The 18,796-nt window shown below is 35.8% G+C and carries 19 protein-coding genes; all 19 read right to left on the bottom strand.

The window, feature by feature from the left end:
- Positions 1-13 precede the first annotated feature (13 nt).
- Positions 14-397 carry a diacylglycerol kinase family protein gene (locus ACFQ3N_RS08945; RefSeq protein WP_390361561.1) on the bottom strand — a complete coding sequence of 128 codons (384 nt, stop codon included), beginning with the start codon at positions 395-397 and terminating at the stop codon, positions 14-16.
- Positions 375-839, bottom strand: coding sequence for an rRNA maturation RNase YbeY (gene ybeY / locus ACFQ3N_RS08950; protein WP_390361563.1), 465 nt, complete (start codon positions 837-839; stop codon positions 375-377). The genes ACFQ3N_RS08945 and ybeY overlap by 23 nt, the downstream gene beginning before the upstream one ends.
- Before the next feature lie 2 nt (positions 840-841).
- Positions 842-2,992, bottom strand: a complete 2,151-nt coding sequence (locus tag ACFQ3N_RS08955; RefSeq protein ID WP_390361565.1) for an HD family phosphohydrolase — start codon at positions 2,990-2,992, stop codon at positions 842-844.
- Between the two features lie 76 nt (positions 2,993-3,068).
- Complete coding sequence (locus ACFQ3N_RS08960; RefSeq protein ID WP_390361567.1) at positions 3,069-4,031, bottom strand: PhoH family protein; 963 nt, start codon at positions 4,029-4,031, stop codon at positions 3,069-3,071.
- Between the two features lie 2 nt (positions 4,032-4,033).
- Positions 4,034-5,272, bottom strand: coding sequence for a sporulation protein YqfD (yqfD, locus tag ACFQ3N_RS08965; protein WP_390361569.1), 1,239 nt, complete (start codon positions 5,270-5,272; stop codon positions 4,034-4,036).
- A gap of 19 nt (positions 5,273-5,291) precedes the next feature.
- The gene (gene yqfC / locus ACFQ3N_RS08970) at positions 5,292-5,576 is read right to left on the bottom strand and encodes a sporulation protein YqfC (RefSeq protein ID WP_390361571.1); all 285 of its coding nucleotides are present in this window, start codon (positions 5,574-5,576) and stop codon (positions 5,292-5,294) included.
- A 248-nt stretch (positions 5,577-5,824) separates the two neighbouring features.
- On the bottom strand, positions 5,825-6,319 hold the full coding sequence (locus ACFQ3N_RS08975; protein ID WP_390361573.1) for a hypothetical protein: 495 nt from the start codon (positions 6,317-6,319) through the stop codon (positions 5,825-5,827).
- Between the two features lie 32 nt (positions 6,320-6,351).
- Entirely contained in the window at positions 6,352-7,344 is a 993-nt protein-coding gene (gene floA / locus ACFQ3N_RS08980; protein ID WP_390361575.1) for a flotillin-like protein FloA, read from the bottom strand.
- Positions 7,345-7,375: 31 nt separating this feature from the next.
- Positions 7,376-8,707, bottom strand: a complete 1,332-nt coding sequence (locus ACFQ3N_RS08985) for an NfeD family protein (protein WP_390361577.1) — start codon at positions 8,705-8,707, stop codon at positions 7,376-7,378.
- 240 nt (positions 8,708-8,947) lie between these two features.
- Entirely contained in the window at positions 8,948-9,394 is a 447-nt protein-coding gene (locus ACFQ3N_RS08990; protein ID WP_390361579.1) for a GatB/YqeY domain-containing protein, read from the bottom strand.
- A 14-nt stretch (positions 9,395-9,408) separates the two neighbouring features.
- Positions 9,409-9,585, bottom strand: coding sequence for a 30S ribosomal protein S21 (rpsU, locus tag ACFQ3N_RS08995; protein ID WP_390361581.1), 177 nt, complete (start codon positions 9,583-9,585; stop codon positions 9,409-9,411).
- A gap of 165 nt (positions 9,586-9,750) precedes the next feature.
- Positions 9,751-10,422, bottom strand: coding sequence for a deoxyribose-phosphate aldolase (gene deoC / locus ACFQ3N_RS09000; RefSeq protein WP_390361583.1), 672 nt, complete (start codon positions 10,420-10,422; stop codon positions 9,751-9,753).
- Between the two features lie 190 nt (positions 10,423-10,612).
- Positions 10,613-11,965, bottom strand: a complete 1,353-nt coding sequence (mtaB, locus tag ACFQ3N_RS09005; RefSeq protein WP_390361585.1) for a tRNA (N(6)-L-threonylcarbamoyladenosine(37)-C(2))-methylthiotransferase MtaB — start codon at positions 11,963-11,965, stop codon at positions 10,613-10,615.
- Complete coding sequence (locus ACFQ3N_RS09010; RefSeq protein WP_390361587.1) at positions 11,965-12,723, bottom strand: 16S rRNA (uracil(1498)-N(3))-methyltransferase; 759 nt, start codon at positions 12,721-12,723, stop codon at positions 11,965-11,967. Before ACFQ3N_RS09010 ends, mtaB begins: the two co-directional genes overlap by 1 nt.
- A gap of 18 nt (positions 12,724-12,741) precedes the next feature.
- A complete protein-coding gene (prmA, locus tag ACFQ3N_RS09015; RefSeq protein ID WP_390361589.1) occupies positions 12,742-13,680 on the bottom strand; it encodes a 50S ribosomal protein L11 methyltransferase in 939 nt (312 codons plus the stop codon).
- Between the two features lie 67 nt (positions 13,681-13,747).
- Positions 13,748-14,866: a molecular chaperone DnaJ gene (dnaJ, locus tag ACFQ3N_RS09020; protein WP_390361591.1), complete on the bottom strand. Its 1,119-nt coding sequence runs from the start codon at positions 14,864-14,866 to the stop codon at positions 13,748-13,750.
- Positions 14,867-15,102: 236 nt separating this feature from the next.
- The gene (gene dnaK, locus ACFQ3N_RS09025) at positions 15,103-16,947 is read right to left on the bottom strand and encodes a molecular chaperone DnaK (RefSeq protein ID WP_390361593.1); all 1,845 of its coding nucleotides are present in this window, start codon (positions 16,945-16,947) and stop codon (positions 15,103-15,105) included.
- 29 nt (positions 16,948-16,976) lie between these two features.
- A complete protein-coding gene (gene grpE / locus ACFQ3N_RS09030) occupies positions 16,977-17,555 on the bottom strand; it encodes a nucleotide exchange factor GrpE (RefSeq protein ID WP_390361595.1) in 579 nt (192 codons plus the stop codon).
- Positions 17,556-17,693: 138 nt separating this feature from the next.
- Positions 17,694-18,725: a heat-inducible transcriptional repressor HrcA gene (gene hrcA / locus ACFQ3N_RS09035; RefSeq protein ID WP_390361597.1), complete on the bottom strand. Its 1,032-nt coding sequence runs from the start codon at positions 18,723-18,725 to the stop codon at positions 17,694-17,696.
- Positions 18,726-18,796 lie beyond the last annotated feature (71 nt).

Genomic DNA, 18,796 nt, shown 5'->3' on the forward strand with positions numbered 1-18,796 from the left:
ACTAATTGAAGGGCTAATTTATCCACGCTATTAATTTAGGTAGAAATATCACAATACCAACGATTATTGCTGTTATAGCAGCAACTAACACTGCAGCGGCGGATATATCTTTAATATTTTTTGCTAAAGGATGAATGGTTGGATTCAGATAATCAATTGTGTTTTCAATAACTGTATTTAGCATTTCCGTAACTAACACAAATCCGATAACAATAATAATCAAAGACCATTCAATTGTTGATAGACGACATAGTATTCCAGTAATAATCACCATGATTATTACTAGCAAATGAATCCTAAAATTTCTTTCTTTCTTTGCAACAGATACTAAACCATTCCAAGCAAAGGAAAACCCTATTGAATACTTTCTTTTTTTACCGTCCAAGCCCAAACTCACCTAAGATTTCTTCCTGTTTTTGAAACATATTTACTTCATCATCCTTATTCATATGATCATATCCTAGTAAATGAAGGAGTCCATGTACTGCTAGAAAGCCCAATTCCCTTTCAAATGAATGGTTGTAATCCTCTGCCTGTTCTTTTGCTTGATCAACAGATATAACAATATCACCAAGTACTAAAGGAATATCTTCACCAACAATATTAACTTCACCATCTACAGATTCCTGCAATGCAAATGAAATAACATCAGTCGGTTTATTCTGTTGTCGATAATTACGATTAAGCTCCTGAATCTCTTTATTATCAACAAAATTTATCGATAGTTCTGCTTCTTTAGAAACCGTTTCTTTTTCAGCTGCAAACGTTATTAAACGTTGTATTAAGTCTATATAATCAGATGGAACAGAATTGGTTTGATCATGAAAGTCAATGTGCATCGTTATTTTGCCTCCTTCATAGGATATTGAATTCTTGAGTGAAAAATACCTTTTAATGTTTGGCATACTGCCGAATGAATCTTTTTAACTTCTTCTATAGTTAGTGGGCTTTCGTCTAATTGTCCATCCATCAGACGGTCGTTCACTATGGAAGATACAATTTCCTCGATTTTCTCCTCTGTAGGTTCTTTTAAGGAACGAACCGCAGCCTCAACTGAATCACATATACACACTATTGCTGCTTCTTTGGACTGCGGCTTGGGACCTGGATAACGATATTGTATTTCCTTTACCTTATCATTAGTTTCCTTCTCTTTAAAATAAAAATACTTCAATAATGTCGTTCCATGGTGTTGCTCTGCGATTTCAATGATTTCTTTTGGAAGCTTGTGTTTTTTTAACATAGCCGCACCGTCATATGGATGACTAATAATAATATCTGCACTTTGTCTTGGTTCAATTACATCGTGTGGATTCTTGATCGATAATTGATTTTCAATGAAAAAGTGTGGTCTAACTGTTTTTCCAATGTCGTGGTAGTAAGCACCCACTCTAGCCAATAACCCATTTGCTCCAATTGCTTCACACGCTGTTTCACTTAAGTTTGCTACCATAATCGAATGGTGATATGTCCCGGGTGCTTCTGTTAATATTTTACGCAATAATGGCTGATTTGGGTTAGATAATGATAACAGCTTTATGTCCGATAAAATTCCTAAACCTGTTTCGAAAAAAGGCAACAGTCCAATAGTTAAAACAGCTGATAAGAAAGCAGCAGCAATCCCAAACCCGGATTGAATAAATAAATCAATCCATGTATATTTTTCAAAAGATAGAAATACAAATATCAATACCGTAATAATATTAATGGTAGCCATTCCTATCCCAGCTCGAACAATGGACAATCTATCTTTTACATTTGCTAGAAAGATAATTCCTGCTATTTGTGAGAAGAAAAAGTAGACTCCTGCTTCAACGTTTAAAGAATTAGGTATATCACCGTTAAAAATGATACTTCCTAATATGGCGTACAACGCTGCCAGTACTATAGCTAGCCTCTCGTGAATTAATTGTTTTACTAATAACGATCCGGTAGCTACAGGGACAACAAAAAACAATTGATTGACTGGCGTTGTATACAAACTAACGATTTTCATTAATGATATTACGATCACGCTAATCAACACAATAGATGCGGCTTTTCGTTTGTCTAATCGTTTCTGTGTAGATAATGAATGCATTTCATACCCAATAACACCAACAATCAACATAATTAAAAGTGCTAGACCAATTACTGGATATACATTTCGGTTATTATTTAACAAGCCAACCAACGTTAAATCTTCATAAATTTCGTTTGTAATGGTTTGTCCTTCTCGAACGATGATTTCACCAGCTCTAATAACGACTGGTTCTACACTGCTTGCTGCTTCTTTTCGCGCATCCATCGTTTTTTCTACATCGAAAAAGGAGTTCTCTACAATTGCAAATTCACTGAGGTCTGTTAATGCTTCTTTGAGGTTATTATCTAAGGTTGAATATTTTATACTTTGGGCAGCCTCGTTTTTAGAACTTTGAATATTTTCTGTTCGTACTCCTTTTTCTAACACATTATTCACAGATGAATTTAATAGTTCTTCACCCCTTGAACGGTCACTAGGTGAGGATTCAATTAACTGATAGAAGGTCCCATCACTAACAGCATCTGTTATTTCAGAGGAAAGGATTTGTTTTAATTGTTCTACTCTTTCTTGCGTTGTTAGCATTATGGGTGGATTATCTCCATTTTCGTCATCAGATGACTGCCTATTATGTAATTTGTCTTCTCCTAATTTTGTTATTGCATCAAACGTTTCTTCGACATATGCAATTTGCTCTTCTGTTATTTCTTCAGATATAACGAATCTGTCTTCTACCGCTTGCACAGTTTCGTGTGTTTTTCGTTCTGTATCTTGCTGATTTTCAATTGTAATTGGTGACCTTATTGTTTCCTTAGCACTTGTGAATCGATCAATATCATATGTTTGTGTAAAAATATTGTTCAGTGTTACGAGAAAGAAAAAGACGCTTAAAAAAACCAATGGTAGAACAATTATGACCCATCTCGTTTTTATATTTTTTAACAATTCCCAAAAAGGTGATTTTTTCCCCATCCTCTTCCCCCACATAACATGTGACATAAATATAGAAATAAGACCCCCATGTAAATTCGGGATCTTACACTATACGTTAATTATTTGTTTTTTCGTATGCATCAATAATTCGCTGGACTAATGGGTGTCTTACAACGTCTGTTTGATTTAGGTAAATAAAGGAAACTCCTTTTACTTTTCCCAATAGCTTATCCGCTACTCGTAATCCAGATGTAACACCTTTTGGTAAATCAACTTGTGTGATATCACCAGTTATAACCATCTTAGAATCAAAACCAAGTCGAGTCAAAAACATTTTCATTTGTTCGGGAGTTGTATTTTGAGCCTCATCCAAGATCACAAATGCATCATCCAGTGTTCTCCCGCGCATATACGCAAGCGGGGCAATCTCTATTGTTTCACGTTCAATCAAGCGTATCGTATGTTCTGCACCTAAAACATCATGCAAGGCGTCATATAGTGGTCTCAAATAAGGATCGACTTTTTCCTTTAAATCCCCAGGTAAAAAACCTAAGCTTTCCCCGGCTTCAACTGCAGGACGCGTTAAAATAATTTTTTTCACAAGTCCATTCTTTAATGCATGGACTGCCATAACTACTGCCAGATAGGTTTTTCCTGTCCCGGCAGGCCCAATACTAAATACGAGATCGTTGGTTTTAATGGCAGCAATATAGCTTTTTTGACCTAAAGTTTTAACACGGATTGATTTCCCTTTTACATTTTTAGTAATTTCATCCTCAAAAAGTGTTTCGAATTGGTTTATCTTACCTGCTTTTGCTAAATCAACAGCATATACCACATCACGTTCTGAAATAGTTAATCCTTTTCTAATAATTGACAAAAGCGTTAATAAAATATCTTGAACGAGTGCTATGTCATCATCATTTCCAGATACACTTACCTGTTCCCCTCTGGTAATAATGGAAACGTGTAGCTGTTCTTCAATTTGTTTTAAATATTTATCATTGGTACCAAACAAAGCTAATGCTTCACTTGGGCTCGTTAATTGTAGATTAATAACACTTAGGTTATCCGACATAATCAATCTCCTTGAGTTATAGGTTCTGCTTTGGCAATATTTTCTTCTACAGTAATATATAAGGTTAATTTTACTTTACCACTCTCAATTGATTGATGCAAAACTTTTTCTGATTGTATTTTCGCATCAGGTCCTAATCGAAGCTGTAATTCTTTTCTTGCCTGCTGAATCCCATGTGAAATTGCTTCCTCTTTACTTCTATCAATTTTATTATACATCTTTTCACTTAAAATAGACGTAACAATTTTAACAGGAAGTTGCCATTTTAAAATATTAAGTGATTGCACATTTGTTTCACGATGAATTTCCTTGTAATCTGGTTTTTTAAACCCCCAAATAGGAACTTGTACAGTACCAATCTTTAAATAATATTTATTCTTTTTATTCCCGGTCAACTGTTCGTAATTCGTTTCCAATGGAACTGTTACGTTAGTTTCATACCATGTTGTTGCGGTAATCTCTCCTTCGGCCGCGATTGATCTGGTGTTTTCTTTTTTATCTTTTTCATCTTTTTTATCTTTGTCTTCTTCATCGTTCTCTTTTACCGAACCGATTTCCCCAGAAACTAATATATCTCCTGGTTCAACGTAATCATTTACATTGACCCTTGGAATTCCCTTGGATACATATATATTATTAATTACACCTTTTTTTGTTGCTACTAAATTTCTGGGCCCCTCTTCCTTTTTTTCTTCGACTACTAGTTTTTCTACTCCTTCTAAGTAATAGGTTGTCCCTTTTTGATGTACACCTACCCATAATAACTCAGGTATATCGTGAACTAATTTTTGTTGAATATCACTTGGTGGATCCAACGAAAATTTCCATGCGCCGGTATGTACACCATAACTAGATAACTGCTTAATAATCTTTTCTTCAATATCTGTAGGTACACTAGTAATTTCAACCTTCCAAATTATATTTGATAAAAAGAGAGTTAACAAAAATGCCATTGCTAGTCCAGCTATTACTTCTTTTCTTTTTAAAAATTTACTTATGATAAATGGTGAACCTTTTTTGTCGATAAATGTTAGTTTATAAGTTGATTTCCGTTTAATTTTCTTTAGAGCCGGTATGTCACCAAGCTTAACATTACCCTTACAACTATCTGGAGACTCTTTTTTTATATTCCATACGATAATCTCCCGTTTGGCACATTCCTGAAAAAACAGCTCTGGCATTTTTCCTTTTACTAATACCGTTACATATCCCGTTATATAAGATCCTTGTATATACTTCATTTCCTCCCCCTATAACGTATTATTCTGGTAAAAATTTAATATCAGTAATTTTACCTTCTAATAATATTTCTTCTGGAAGCATCATTTTTATCACAAAAGAAGAACCTGACACTTGAACAAATCCTTTGTTTTTTATTTTTAATTTCAACTCCGAATCTGAATAGACTACAAGTCCTTGGTGGTTTTCTACATATATGTGTACTTGGCCAATCAAGGTTATTCTAGGTAATTCAAGAACAACGTCAGAAGGAAGTGATAGATATTTTATTAACCATGGGCCGACTCTTTGATGCCAAGTTTTCAACGATGCAACCCCCTCTCACAATCATATTTATGAATTGAAATAAAAGATAAGAACAATAACTTCCATAAGAAAACTTATTTAGAGCAGAATAAAAGCTAGAAGCGCCTTGAAAGACACGATCTGCTTATGTATCGTGGACGCTGAAGCTTGACGTGGCTTACACAGTTATTTAATTACCCAGTCTTTAAATTTTATATAAAAGAAAAAACCATTAACAAGGTATTACCTTGTTAATGGTTTTATTGAAATTATCTTCTTTCTGAAATTACGCTACGATAAGGTTTTTTGGCTCTCGGTGGTCCTAAAACTTCAGCCATGATGATACCGTTCACTAACCCTTTTTTAGTTAAATTATTACCTATTTGTTGTCTCAACTTAAGTTGGTCGTGTGACAACTCTTCTTTAGGTGGCTCACGCAATGTGTTACCAATAATAGCATCATGTGGAAGTTCTTCAATACCTTTTTTCGCTCCCATCCTATCAGCAACTTGTTTCATCTGTTCATTTTGCTGATCTTGAATCGACGTACTACTGACCGTTTGTTGGGATTGATTACCACGGTAGTCACCTTGTGAACGACTTCTTCCTCCAGAAGGCGTAGATGTTGACCTAGGAGTATTGGATGGTTTTCTTTCTTGTTGTTTCTGTTTAGCCGAACTATCTCTAAGGAAACCAATGATCCCAGCGATTATTACGACTATTATAAAAAAGTTACCCGTAATGGCCTCAAAAAGATTACCCATCTAAACCCTCCTTAACCTTTACATTTGAATTCTTACTGGTCATGATCATCTTGTTTGTCTTCAGATAATTTTCCAATTGTGTCACGCATATCTGTATCAGCGTCAATATTCTTATAGTTCATGTAGTCCATAACACCTAAATTACCTGATCGTAGGGCTTCAGCAAGTGCAAGTGGAACATCTGCCTCTGCTTCCACAACTTTCGCACGCATTTCTTGTACACGTGCAACCATTTCTTGCTCCTGGGCAACAGCCATCGCACGACGTTCTTCTGCTTTAGCTTGAGCAATATTCTTATCAGCTTCAGCTTGGTCTGTTTGTAATATCGCTCCAATGTTTTTACCAATGTCAACATCAGCAATATCAATCGATAAGATTTCAAAAGCTGTACCAGCATCTAATCCTTTACTTAAAACATTATGTGAAATGGAATCAGGATTTTCTAATACTTTTGTATGTGCTGTAGAACTACCTATTGTACTGACAACACCTTCCCCTACACGGGCAATAACGGTATCTTCACCAGCACCACCTACTAAGCGGTCAATATTTGCTCGAACTGTAATACGAGCTTTTGCTTTCACTTCGATACCATCCATTGCGATACCAGCAATAAAAGGTGTTTCAATCACTTTAGGATTAACACTCATTTGAACTGCTTCTAATACATCACGTCCAGCTAAATCAATTGCTGCTCCACGTGCAAATGTTAACTCGATATTTGCTCGATGTGCAGCGATAAGAGCGTTAACAACCCTATCTACATTACCACCAGCTAAATAGTGGCTCTCCAGTTGATTTGTATTTACATCTAATCCAGCTTTTACAGCTTTGATTAACGGATTAATTACTCTATTTGGTACAACGCGACGTAAACGCATGCCTATTAGCGTAAAGATTCCAACCTTAACACCAGCAGCTAGGGCACTAATCCAAAGCATTACCGGTATAAAAGTAAATAAGATAGCAACAGCAATTAATATAATCGCAATTATAATTAACGGCATAAGATCTTGTATTTCCATTAAAATTCCTCCTATATAGTTCTATTAATAATTATAATTCTCTCACAACTATGCGTACTCCTTCAACTTTTACTACTTTTACACGTTTATCAGTTTGAATAAAACTACCCTCTGATACAACATCTAATCTCTCATCGTTAAATATTGCTGTCCCAGAAGGTCGTAAAGGCGTAACTGTTATACCTTCGAGCCCAATTAGGTCCAGACGATTCTCAGAAGATACATAGCCCAACTCTGTTGTCGTACTATCCGTCAAAATAATGTGTCGCAAAAATCCTTTATTCATTCCCATCGTTTTAAACAATATAATGGAAGCGATTACTGCTACTATAAACGCAATAGATACACTCATCGTCATATGTCCTATATCGTATCCAGACATTAACAAAGAACCAATAACTGCCCCCACTCCTAGCAGTCCCATAATACCACCAGGAACAAAAAACTCAACAATAATTAAGACAACACCAAGAATGAGTAAAATAATTGCTTCCATCCCCGCTAATCCAGCTATAATATGGCCGTAGAAAAATAGGATTAACGACACAAGGCCCATTGTACCAGGAATCCCAAATCCTGGTGAATACAGTTCAACAATTAAGCCGAGGCTTGCAACCGATAAAAGAATTGGTATGACTACTGGATTCGTTAAAAATCTAGCAACTTCTTCAGAGAAAGTAGTTTCTTTTTCAACAATTGATGCGTTTGATAAACCTAACTCATGCAGTAACTCTACTCGGTCATCTACAACCCCTTCAGCGTAACCAACTTCTAGTGCTGACTTAGGACCCAAGGTTAGAAACTTCCCTTCTCCAGCATTGTACTCAGGAAGATCAATACTGGAATCAGTCATAGCTGCAGCGTATAAAGGATCTCTCCCATTTGATTCTGCTGAGGTTCTCATTCTCTCCAACCAAGCTGATTGTGCTTTCTTGTCAGCTGCTGTTCCGTCTTGATTTATAACCCCGCTTGCCCCCATCGTAGCATGTGGCTTCATATATATTGTGTCTGTATTTAGAGCTATATACGAACCTGCTGACATTGCTTCATTAACAATAAAGGAAGATGTAGGAATATCTAATTGTTGGAGAATACTTGCAATCTGTCCTGCTGAATCTACTCTCCCCCCAGGAGTGTCAATCTCAAAAATAATATGATCGGCTCCCTGTTCAATCGCTTCTTCAGTTGTACGAGACAAGAAAGCCTGTAATCCCCGCTCCACTTCTTTTTCAATCGGAATAACATACACTAATTTACCTGAACCATCTTCCTCTGCGTACAATAGCTCAGGTGGCTTTATCGAAAACGCAGTTATAATTGCCAAACCTAATATTATGTATATGGTAAACAGTTTACCCTTCAATTTTAACACCTCCTTTTTTATTGAACATATTTACTATACGTTATTATAACGTATTAGGTTTCATTCTAATTAAAATTCCTGTATGCATAAATTAGAAGATTACTATAACATAAATAGTATCACATTCAATTTCATGTATGATACACTTTGCACTTAAAATAAATAGTAAATATACAAAAGTCCTTGCCAAAATTTAAGTTTGACAAGGACTTCTTCCTATTTTCATATAAATGATAGGTATTAACTTAGATGTTTATTCACAAGTTTATTAATCTGACTACCATCAGCCTTGCCTTTAACTTTAGGCATAATAGCACTCATAACTTTACCCATCTCTTTTTTAGATGTTGCATTAACTTCTTGAATCGTTGACTGAACTATTGCTTCAAGTTCATCATTAGATAGCTGCTTTGGCATATATTCTTGTAAAATATTGATTTCAATTTCAAGCTTTTCAACAAGATCATCGCGTCCAGCTGATTTAAATTCTTGGAGGGAATCTTTTCTTTGTTTTAACTCTCTCGACAGAATAGTTAATTCTTCGTCTTCTGAAAGCTCATCTTTACCAAGTTTAATCGATTCATTTTGTAATGAAGCTTTTACCATACGAATAACACTAAGGGTATCCTTGTCTTTATTCTTCATTGCTTGTTTCATATCAAGATTAAGCTGTTCTAATAATGACATATTTGGCACCCTCTTTAGAATTTACGCTTTCTTGCAGCCTCAGATTTCTTTTTGCGTTTTACGCTTGGTTTTTCATAGTGTTCACGCTTACGATATTCTTGTAGTGTACCACTTTTTGATACACTTTTTTTAAAGCGACGAAGAGCATCCTCAAGAGACTCGTTTTTACGAACGCGAGTTGAATTTGACATGATAATTTCCCTCCCTCCGGAGCATAAAAAAAGATTAGACAGACATATGTATAAGATCACATGCCTAAAATTATTATAATATACACTAACAATTTGGTCAACTTTTATTTGAAAATAAGTGTAAAGTAACTTAAGTAAACCATACTTCATACTTAACATATGATATTAATAATCAGAAGTACCTTTATTTCCAGCAATAATATCTACACCAGCACTAGCACCAATTCTTGTAGCGCCAGCCTCGATCATTGCTTCAGTTGTCTCAAGATCACGAACCCCACCAGATGCTTTTACACCCATTTCGCTACCAACGATTTCACGCATTAAACGGATGTCTTCAACAGATGCACCACCACCAGAAAAACCAGTTGATGTTTTAACAAAATCAGCTCCTGCTTCTTTTGCTAACTTGCATGCTCGGATTTTTTCATTTTGTGTAAGTAAAGAAGTTTCAATAATGACTTTTGTAAGTGCACCACCTTTTGCAGCTTTGACAACAGCTTGTATATCTTCTTTAACAACATCGTCATTGCCTGATTTAAGCTCTCCAACGTTTATAACCATATCTACTTCAGTAGCACCATCTTGGATGGCTTGTTTAGTTTCAAATACTTTAGTGGCCGTTGAAAAGGATCCTAGTGGAAATCCAATAACTGTACAAACTTTGACGTCTGTTTCTTTTAAGTAATTATAACAATATGGAACCCAATACGGATTAACACAAACGGATGCAAATCCATATTCTTTCGCTTCTTCAACAATTTGTTGGATTTTCTCCTCTTTTGTATCAGGTTTTAATTGTGTGTGGTCGATGTATTTTGCCAAATCTTTCCTCATATATTTCTTCAACCCTTTCGCAGTTGTACGTACTTCTTTGGTTATCCTAGCATTGTTTTATTAAAAAATATACCATAATCATTAGAAAAACTTGACTTATCACCACGTATGGTGAAAGCCTTCGTTGCACTCATGCAATTAAGAAAGTTTATGCTTTCTTGTTACTAAAATAATCCCAGTATTCCTGGGATTATTTGGCTATTAATTTTGAATTTTTCTCATCTTCCATAACACGGACAAAGGTACCTTGATTATAAGGATAACCTGATTTATCTATTTTCACTCGTACAATTTTACCTATAATATCTGGTGTTCCGGTAAAGGTTACCTTTAAATAGTTATCTGTATACCCTACTAATTGGTTAGGATTAGTTTCATCCTGTACACGTTCTTCAGGTATCACTTCAAGTACTTCGTTTTCATACTCTGATGCATATTCTTTTGCTAATTGATTAGATAACTCTATCATTTGATGGACACGGTCATTTTTTACCTCTTCATCCACTTGGTCGCTCATTCTTGCTGCCGGTGTACCAGTACGTCTTGAAAAAGGAAAAACATGTAGTTCCGAGTAGCCTATCTCTTTAATAAAGTTATAGGTTTCCATAAATTCTTCATGTGTTTCACCTGGAAAACCAACAATTACATCTGAAGTAATTGCAAGACCTGGCAATGCCTTTTTAATTTTATCTACTTTTTCTTTATAAAAATCACTTGAATATTTTCTGCGCATCCGTTGCAACACAGTATCTGATCCTGATTGTAATGGAATGTGTAAATGACGAACAATCTTTTCAGACTTATCGAGGGCCTCAATCACTTCATCAGTGATCTGACTTGCTTCTATGGATGATATACGGATCCGTTTTAATCCATCCACTTTTGTCTCCAATTCTTTCAGGAGTTTTGCAAAATTGTAATCATTCATATCCTCACCATAGCCAGCAGTATGGATACCCGTTAAAACAATCTCTTTATAACCAGCATCAACCAAGCGTTGCGCCTGAATGATAACATTTTCTGGATCTCTTGAACGTAGTAACCCTCGTGACCAAGGTATTATACAAAAAGTACAGAAATTGTTACAACCTTCCTGAATTTTTAACGATGCTCGCGTACGATCTGTAAACTCTGGCACATCCATTTCTTCAAATACACGGTTTTTCATAATATTTGATACACCATTTATCGGTTCACGCGTCTTTTGGTGTTCTTCAATATAGTTAATCATTTGTTTTCTATTTTGAGTTCCAACGATAACGTCAACACCAGGTATCTCCATGATCTCACCAGGAGATGTTTGTGCATAACATCCTGTAACACAAATAACACCCTCAGGATTCTTTCTGACTGCACGACGAATCACTTGTCTGCTCTTTTTATCGCCTGTATTCGTAACCGTACATGTATTAATGACATATACATCTGCTTGTCGATCAAATTCCACACGCTCATATCCATGATCTTTAAACATACGCCATATTCCTTCTGTTTCATAATGGTTTACTTTACAGCCTAATGTATGAAAGGCTACTGTTGGCATTATACCCACCTCAGTTCTTCAAAATGATAAGAGATACTTGCTAATACATACAAAGGAGCAGTTTCTGTTCGTAAAATCCGAGGTCCCAGACGAACTGGTAAAAATTTATTTTCTTTAAGTTGATTAACCTCACCTTGAGAAAATCCACCTTCTGGTCCAATACAAACCAGTATTCGTTGATCTTTCCGCAACTTATTTAAAATAGTTCCAAAAGATTGATGATCCTCTCTTTTTGCTTCTTCTTCATAAGCAAAGAGCAACACATCATAATTGGCTGCTTCTTCTATGAGCCCTGCTACTGTTAGAACTGGCATTATCTGCGGAATTTTGGTTCGATGACTTTGCTCACTAGCTTCCTTAACAATTTTAGTGTACCGATTTAGTTTTTTTTCCATTTTTTTAGCGTCCCAGACAACTACAGAACGTTCAGCCTTAAACGGAATAAAAGCGGCAGCCCCAAGTTCAGTTCCCTTTTGCAAAACATAATCTAATTTATCACTTTTGGGTAAACCCTGTGCAATCGTTACGTCAATAGGAAGTTCAACTGACTCATTAAGCCATTCTATAATTGTTGCTTGTACACTATCCTTAGTCAACGAAATGATTTCACAAGTTGCAGCCTTACCTTCTGGATGGTTACAGATAATCTGATCACCATCCTGCAAACGCATAACACGGGAAATATGATGTACATCATCACCTGTAATATACACCACGTCTGTTTTCCAATTTGTCACAGGAACAAAATATCGTTGCAAAGCAAGCACCACTTTCTATTAAATCTTCTTAGCGATAATGGATACCCAATCTTCCATTTCATTTATTTCTATTACCTGAAAACCATGTTGCTGCAATTCATCTTTTACCATCTGTTTTTTTGCTTGAATAATACCTGATGTAATGAATAACCCACCGAACTTCAAGTTCTTCCATGCATCCGAAACAAATCGCACAATAATTTCTGCCAAAATATTTGAAACAATAACGTCAACTTCCATATCAACATGGTCAAGTAAATTACTCTGTTTAGTAATAATTTTATTGTCTACTTTGTTTAATTTAGTATTTAATTTGGTAGATTTAACGGCTATATCATCAAGATCATAAGCATACACATGTTTAGCACCTAGCTTGGCAGAAGCTATGCTCAATACTCCAGAACCACAGCCAACATCTAATACGACATCATCACTTTTCAAATATTGCTCAAGAGCTTGAATACTTAAAACTGTAGTAGGATGGGTCCCTGTTCCAAAGGCCATACCTGGATCCAGCTCTATAATAATCTCATCAGTTGCCACTGGCTTATAATTTTCCCATGTTGGTGTAATCGTAATTTGTTTGGATATTTTTACAGGCTTATAATATTTTTTCCACGCAGTTGCCCATTCTTCTTCTTTAATTTCACTTAGCGTAATTTGGTTTCTACCAAGGTCAATGTCATACAGCATAAGATTGTTAACTGCTTGTTTCACCTCATCAATCGTTTCACCTAAGAAACTATTGACAGGCAAATATGCCTTTATATAAACCCCTTCTTCTGGATACTCATCGGCACTTAATTCAAAAATTTCACCAAACGTATTCTCTCTTTCTTTATCTAAATCTAATGGATCTTCTATCACTACACCACTAGCACCCGTTTCGTGAAGTATATTTGAAATAGGCTCAATTGCTTCGTTGGTTGTATGAATACATATTTCCGACCATTTCATATGGATCCACTCATTTCTCTACAAAGAATGTTTTGCAGTATGTAGACGATGTTGGTAACCAACATCGTTATTCACTTTTGAAAGCTCTTTTAAATCGTTTAAAAATAGAGTTTTCCTGTTCATCAATCGATTCATTACCGCCTATATCATTAAATTCACGTAATAGTTCTTTTTGACGGTCTGACAAGTTAGTAGGTGTCACAACCTTTACTTTAATGTGCTGGTCACCTTGTCCGTACCCACGAACGTTCGGAGCACCTTTTCCTTTTAAGCGAAAGGTTTTTCCTGCTTGTGTTCCAGCTGGTATTTTGAGCATAACTTTACCATGAACAGTTGGAATCTCAACTTCATCACCCAATGCAGCTTGTGCATAGGTTAAAGGTAACTCACAGAAAATATGATCTCCCTCACGTTCAAAAAAGTCATGTGGTTTAACGACTACGACAACAAAAAGATCTCCAGGAGGCCCACCATTTGCACCAGGTTCTCCTTTTCCGGCAATGCGAATTTGTTGTCCTTCATCGATACCAGCAGGAATAGTAATATGAATATTTCTATGCTTTTTGACTTTTCCAGCTCCACCACAAGTGTTACATTTTTCAGGAATTATTTTACCTGAGCCGTTACAGTGATGGCACACTCTACGATTGACAACTCTTCCAAATGGAGTGTTTTGTTCGGTATTTAGTTGTCCCGAGCCATTACAGTGTGAACATGTGTTTGTCTTGGTACCGGGTTTCGCTCCTGAACCATTACATGTATCACAGTTTTCTTCTTTTGGAATACTAATATCCGTTTCTTTTCCGAATATAGCTTCCTCAAAGTCCAAAGTCATCGTATATTGAAGATCCGCACCTTGTTGTGGCGCATTTGGGTCTCGACTACGACCTCCACCACCAAAGAACATATCAAATATATCACCAAAACCACCGAAATCCTGGCCACCGCCACCAAAGCCCTGACTTTGTGGACCAGCATGGCCAAATTGATCATACTGAGCTCGTTTTTGCTCGTTACCTAATACTTCATAAGCTTCTTTTGCCTCTTTAAATTTATCTGCTGAATTTGCTTCTTTACTTACATCTGGATGATATTTTCTAGCTAACTTACGATATGCTTTTTTAATTTCTTCTTTAGATGCACCCTTTTCAATACCAAGTACATCATAATAATCACGCTTACTCACTTGTAAATCACTCTCCCGACAACACTATTGCATAAATTTTATCTTATCATTATTCAAGCTTTAATAGCAAATAATCATACCGAGTAAATGCTAATTAGAAAACTTGGCTTATCACTAATGCTTTATGGCGAAAGTCTTAGTGGCACTTAGCAGATAGGAAAGTTTTATACTTTCCTGTCTGCTAAAAAAAGTCAAAGTCAAGAGGATCCTGACTTTGACTCTTCCTATTTAGTGTATTATTTTTTTTCGTCTTCTTGTTTTTCTTTGTCTACTTCTTCATAATCCGCGTCTACTACATCATCGTCGCTTTTTTCACCTGATTCTTCACCTTGCTGCGCTTCTGCATCTTGTTGCATTTGTTCATAAAGCTTGACAGAGAGCTGTTGAACTTGTTCTTGTAATGCTTCTTTCTTTTCTTTAATTTGTTCCATATCATCAGCTTCGATAGCATTTTTTAGTTCATCTTTAGCTTCTTCTGCTTTTTGTTTCTCTTCATCAGAAACCTTCTCACCTAGATCTTTGATTGTTTTATCTGTAGTAAAGATTAGCTGATCAGCCTCATTACGTAGATCTACTTCTTCACGGCGTTTTTTATCTGCCTCTGCATTTTCTTCTGCTTCATTTACCATTTGTTCCACTTCTTCGTCTGATAAACCAGAAGATGATTTGATCGTAATAGATTGTTCTTTATTTGTACCCATATCTTTTGCACGAACATTTACAATGCCGTTTGCATCAATATCAAATGATACTTCAATTTGTGGTACCCCTCTTGGTGCTGGTGGGATATCTGTTAATTGAAAACGACCTAACGTCTTATTATCTGGTGCCATTTCACGCTCACCTTGAAGTACATGGATATCAACTGCTGTCTGATTATCAGCCGCTGTTGAAAATACTTGTGAGTGACTTGTTGGGATTGTTGTATTACGTTCAATTAGTTTCGTTGTAACGTTACCCATTGTTTCAATTCCTAATGATAATGGTGTTACATCTAATAATACAACGTCCTTAACATCACCTTGCAGTACTCCACCTTGAATTGCTGCACCTAAGGCAACAACTTCATCAGGATTAACACCTTTAGATGGATCTTTACCAATTTGACGTTTAATTGCTTCTTGAACAGCTGGAATACGCGTTGAACCACCAACTAAAATTACTTTATCTATATCATTTGAAGATAGGTCAGCATCTGACAACGCCTTGCGAGTAGGAACCATAGTACGCTCTACAAGATCAGAAGACAATTCTTCAAATTTTGCACGAGTTATATTCATTTCAAGATGTAATGGTCCGGCATCACCAGCAGTAATAAATGGTAATGAGATTTGCGTTTGTGATACTCCAGAAAGATCTTTTTTAGCTTTTTCAGCAGCATCTTTTAATCGTTGAGCAGCCATTTTATCTTTGGATAAGTCAATTCCATTTTCTTTTTTAAATTCCTTAACCATATGACCAATGATCACTTCATCAAAGTCATCTCCACCAAGACGGTTATCCCCAGAAGTAGAAACTACTTCAAACGTACCATCACCGATATCTAAAATAGAAACATCAAACGTTCCGCCACCTAGGTCATAAACTAGAATGGTTTGGTCTTGGTCTTCTTTATCAATACCATATGCTAGAGCTGCAGCAGTAGGCTCATTAATAATACGTTCTACTTCTAAACCTGCAATTTTACCAGCATCCTTTGTAGCCTGACGCTCAGCATCATTAAAATATGCAGGTACAGTGATAACTGCTTTTTCTACTTTTTCACCAATATAGTCCTCTGCATATGACTTAATGTGTTGTAAAATAATTGCTGATACTTCTTGAGGAGAATAATCTTTATCCTCAATTGTAACTTTATAGTCAGTACCCATATGACGTTTGATTGATTGGATTGTGTTTGGGTTCGTAATTGCTTGACGTTTTGCTACTTCCCCAACCTGGCGTTCACCATTTTTAAATGCTACCACTGATGGTGTTGTACGATTTCCTTCTGGGTTAGGGATAACAACCGCTTCCCCACCTTCCATTACTGATACACATGAATTTGTTGTTCCTAAATCAATACCAATTATTTTACTCATGTTAATTTCCTCCTTCACTACACTTCCATTTATTTATTTACTTTGACCATTGCAGGTCGGATTACACGATCTTTAAGTATATAACCTTTTTGTAGTTCTTCTACGACAACATTTGACTCCATCGCTTCATCTTCTACTTGCATTACCGCATGGTGAAGATTAGGGTCAAATGGTTTACCAGTTGTTTCTATTTCCTCTACACCTTGTGCTTTTAGAGCATCTTTCAATTGATTGTAAACCATTGTTACACCTTCAACAAAACTATCTTGAGCTTCATTGACTTCAGCTTGTAGTGCTCGTTCAAAATTATCTACAGCAGGTAATATTTCGTTTATAACGTCTTGTGCCTTGTATTTACTTGCTGCTTCTTTTTCCTTTTGGGAACGTTTTTTGAAATTATCAAATTCCGCTTGTACCCGAAGGATTTTTTGGTACATATCGTCTTTTTCATCTTTTAAACGATCAACCTCAGCATTTAGTGTTTCCCTTATACTTTCATCTGAATCTAAGTGTTGTTCGGTTTGTTCTTCTGTGTGTGAATCAATAACTTCCACTTCTGGTTCATTGCTGTCATCTTGATGCACAGCTTCCTTATTTTGTTCTTCCACGAATGCCACCTCCTCAATAAATCGCCACGTAAGACTATATCATGAATAATTTATGAAATAAACACAATAGCACACAAAGAATTTGATGGGATTAAGCTCCCATCAAAGAGAATTAATCATCTATAGGGGCTCTTGCAATTATTCATTGTTTTTATACCACAAATGCAATGCATCTGTCATTTCATTTGAAAGTGCATGTAATAGCGTTATGACTTTCTTATATTCCATTCTCGTAGGTCCTAATAAAGCAATAGTACCCATTTGTTCCTCACCTAATTGGTAAGATGCCGTGATTAAACTAAAATCTTTAATAGCATCAACCTCATTCTCATTACCAATTGTAACCTTAATGCCATCCGTTGTATTCTTTAGCATATTTACAATTTCTTCTTCTTTTTCCATCATAGAATAAAACGAACGTACCTTTTCAATATCATTAAACTCAGGCTGCATTAGGATATTTGTTTTACCACTAATGTAAAGTTTGACAGGATGTTCATTAAAAAATGCTGCCTTTAAATAATCATAAGACTTTTCAAAGTCATGAACATATGTCTTCATCAGTGAAATCACTTCAGAATTCAACTTCTGTGGTAAATGAATGAGTGGTACACCATACAAACGATCATTCAGGATGTTTACCATTTTTTCCAGGTCATTTGCCTTAATTTCATTTGGAATAGAAAATGACCGATGTTCCACATGCCCAGTATTTGTAACTAAAATCGCAACAGCAGTTTGTGGTGATAACGGAACAATTTGTAACTGCTTTAGCTTTGTTTCAAATACTTCTGGTCCTAAAATGATGGAGGTATAATTGGTTAAGTCAGAAAGAACTTCCGCTGATTTCTGGACTATATTTTCAAATTCAAAAAAACCATCATTAATCAAGTTCTCCATCACATGTATACCGCTTTGGTTCATACTTGGTGATATTAAATGATCAACATAATATCGATACCCTTTTTCTGAAGGTACCCGACCCGAAGATGAATGTGTTTTTTCCAGAAAGCCCATATCTTCCAAATCTGCCATCACATTTCTAATTGTGGCTGAACTAAAGGAAATAGTACCTTTTTTTGAAATTGCTCTTGAACCAACTGGCTGTGCTGTTTCAATGAAATCATCAATAATGACGTGTAAAATCAATAATTGCCTTTCTGTTAACATGATGATCACCTCTGTTAGCACTCTGCATTAACGAGTGCTAATGCTATTAATAAATTATCAAATCCTCATTT

The organism is Virgibacillus byunsanensis, from assembly GCF_042675965.1.
GTDB lineage: Bacteria > Bacillota > Bacilli > Bacillales > Amphibacillaceae > Virgibacillus_R > Virgibacillus_R byunsanensis.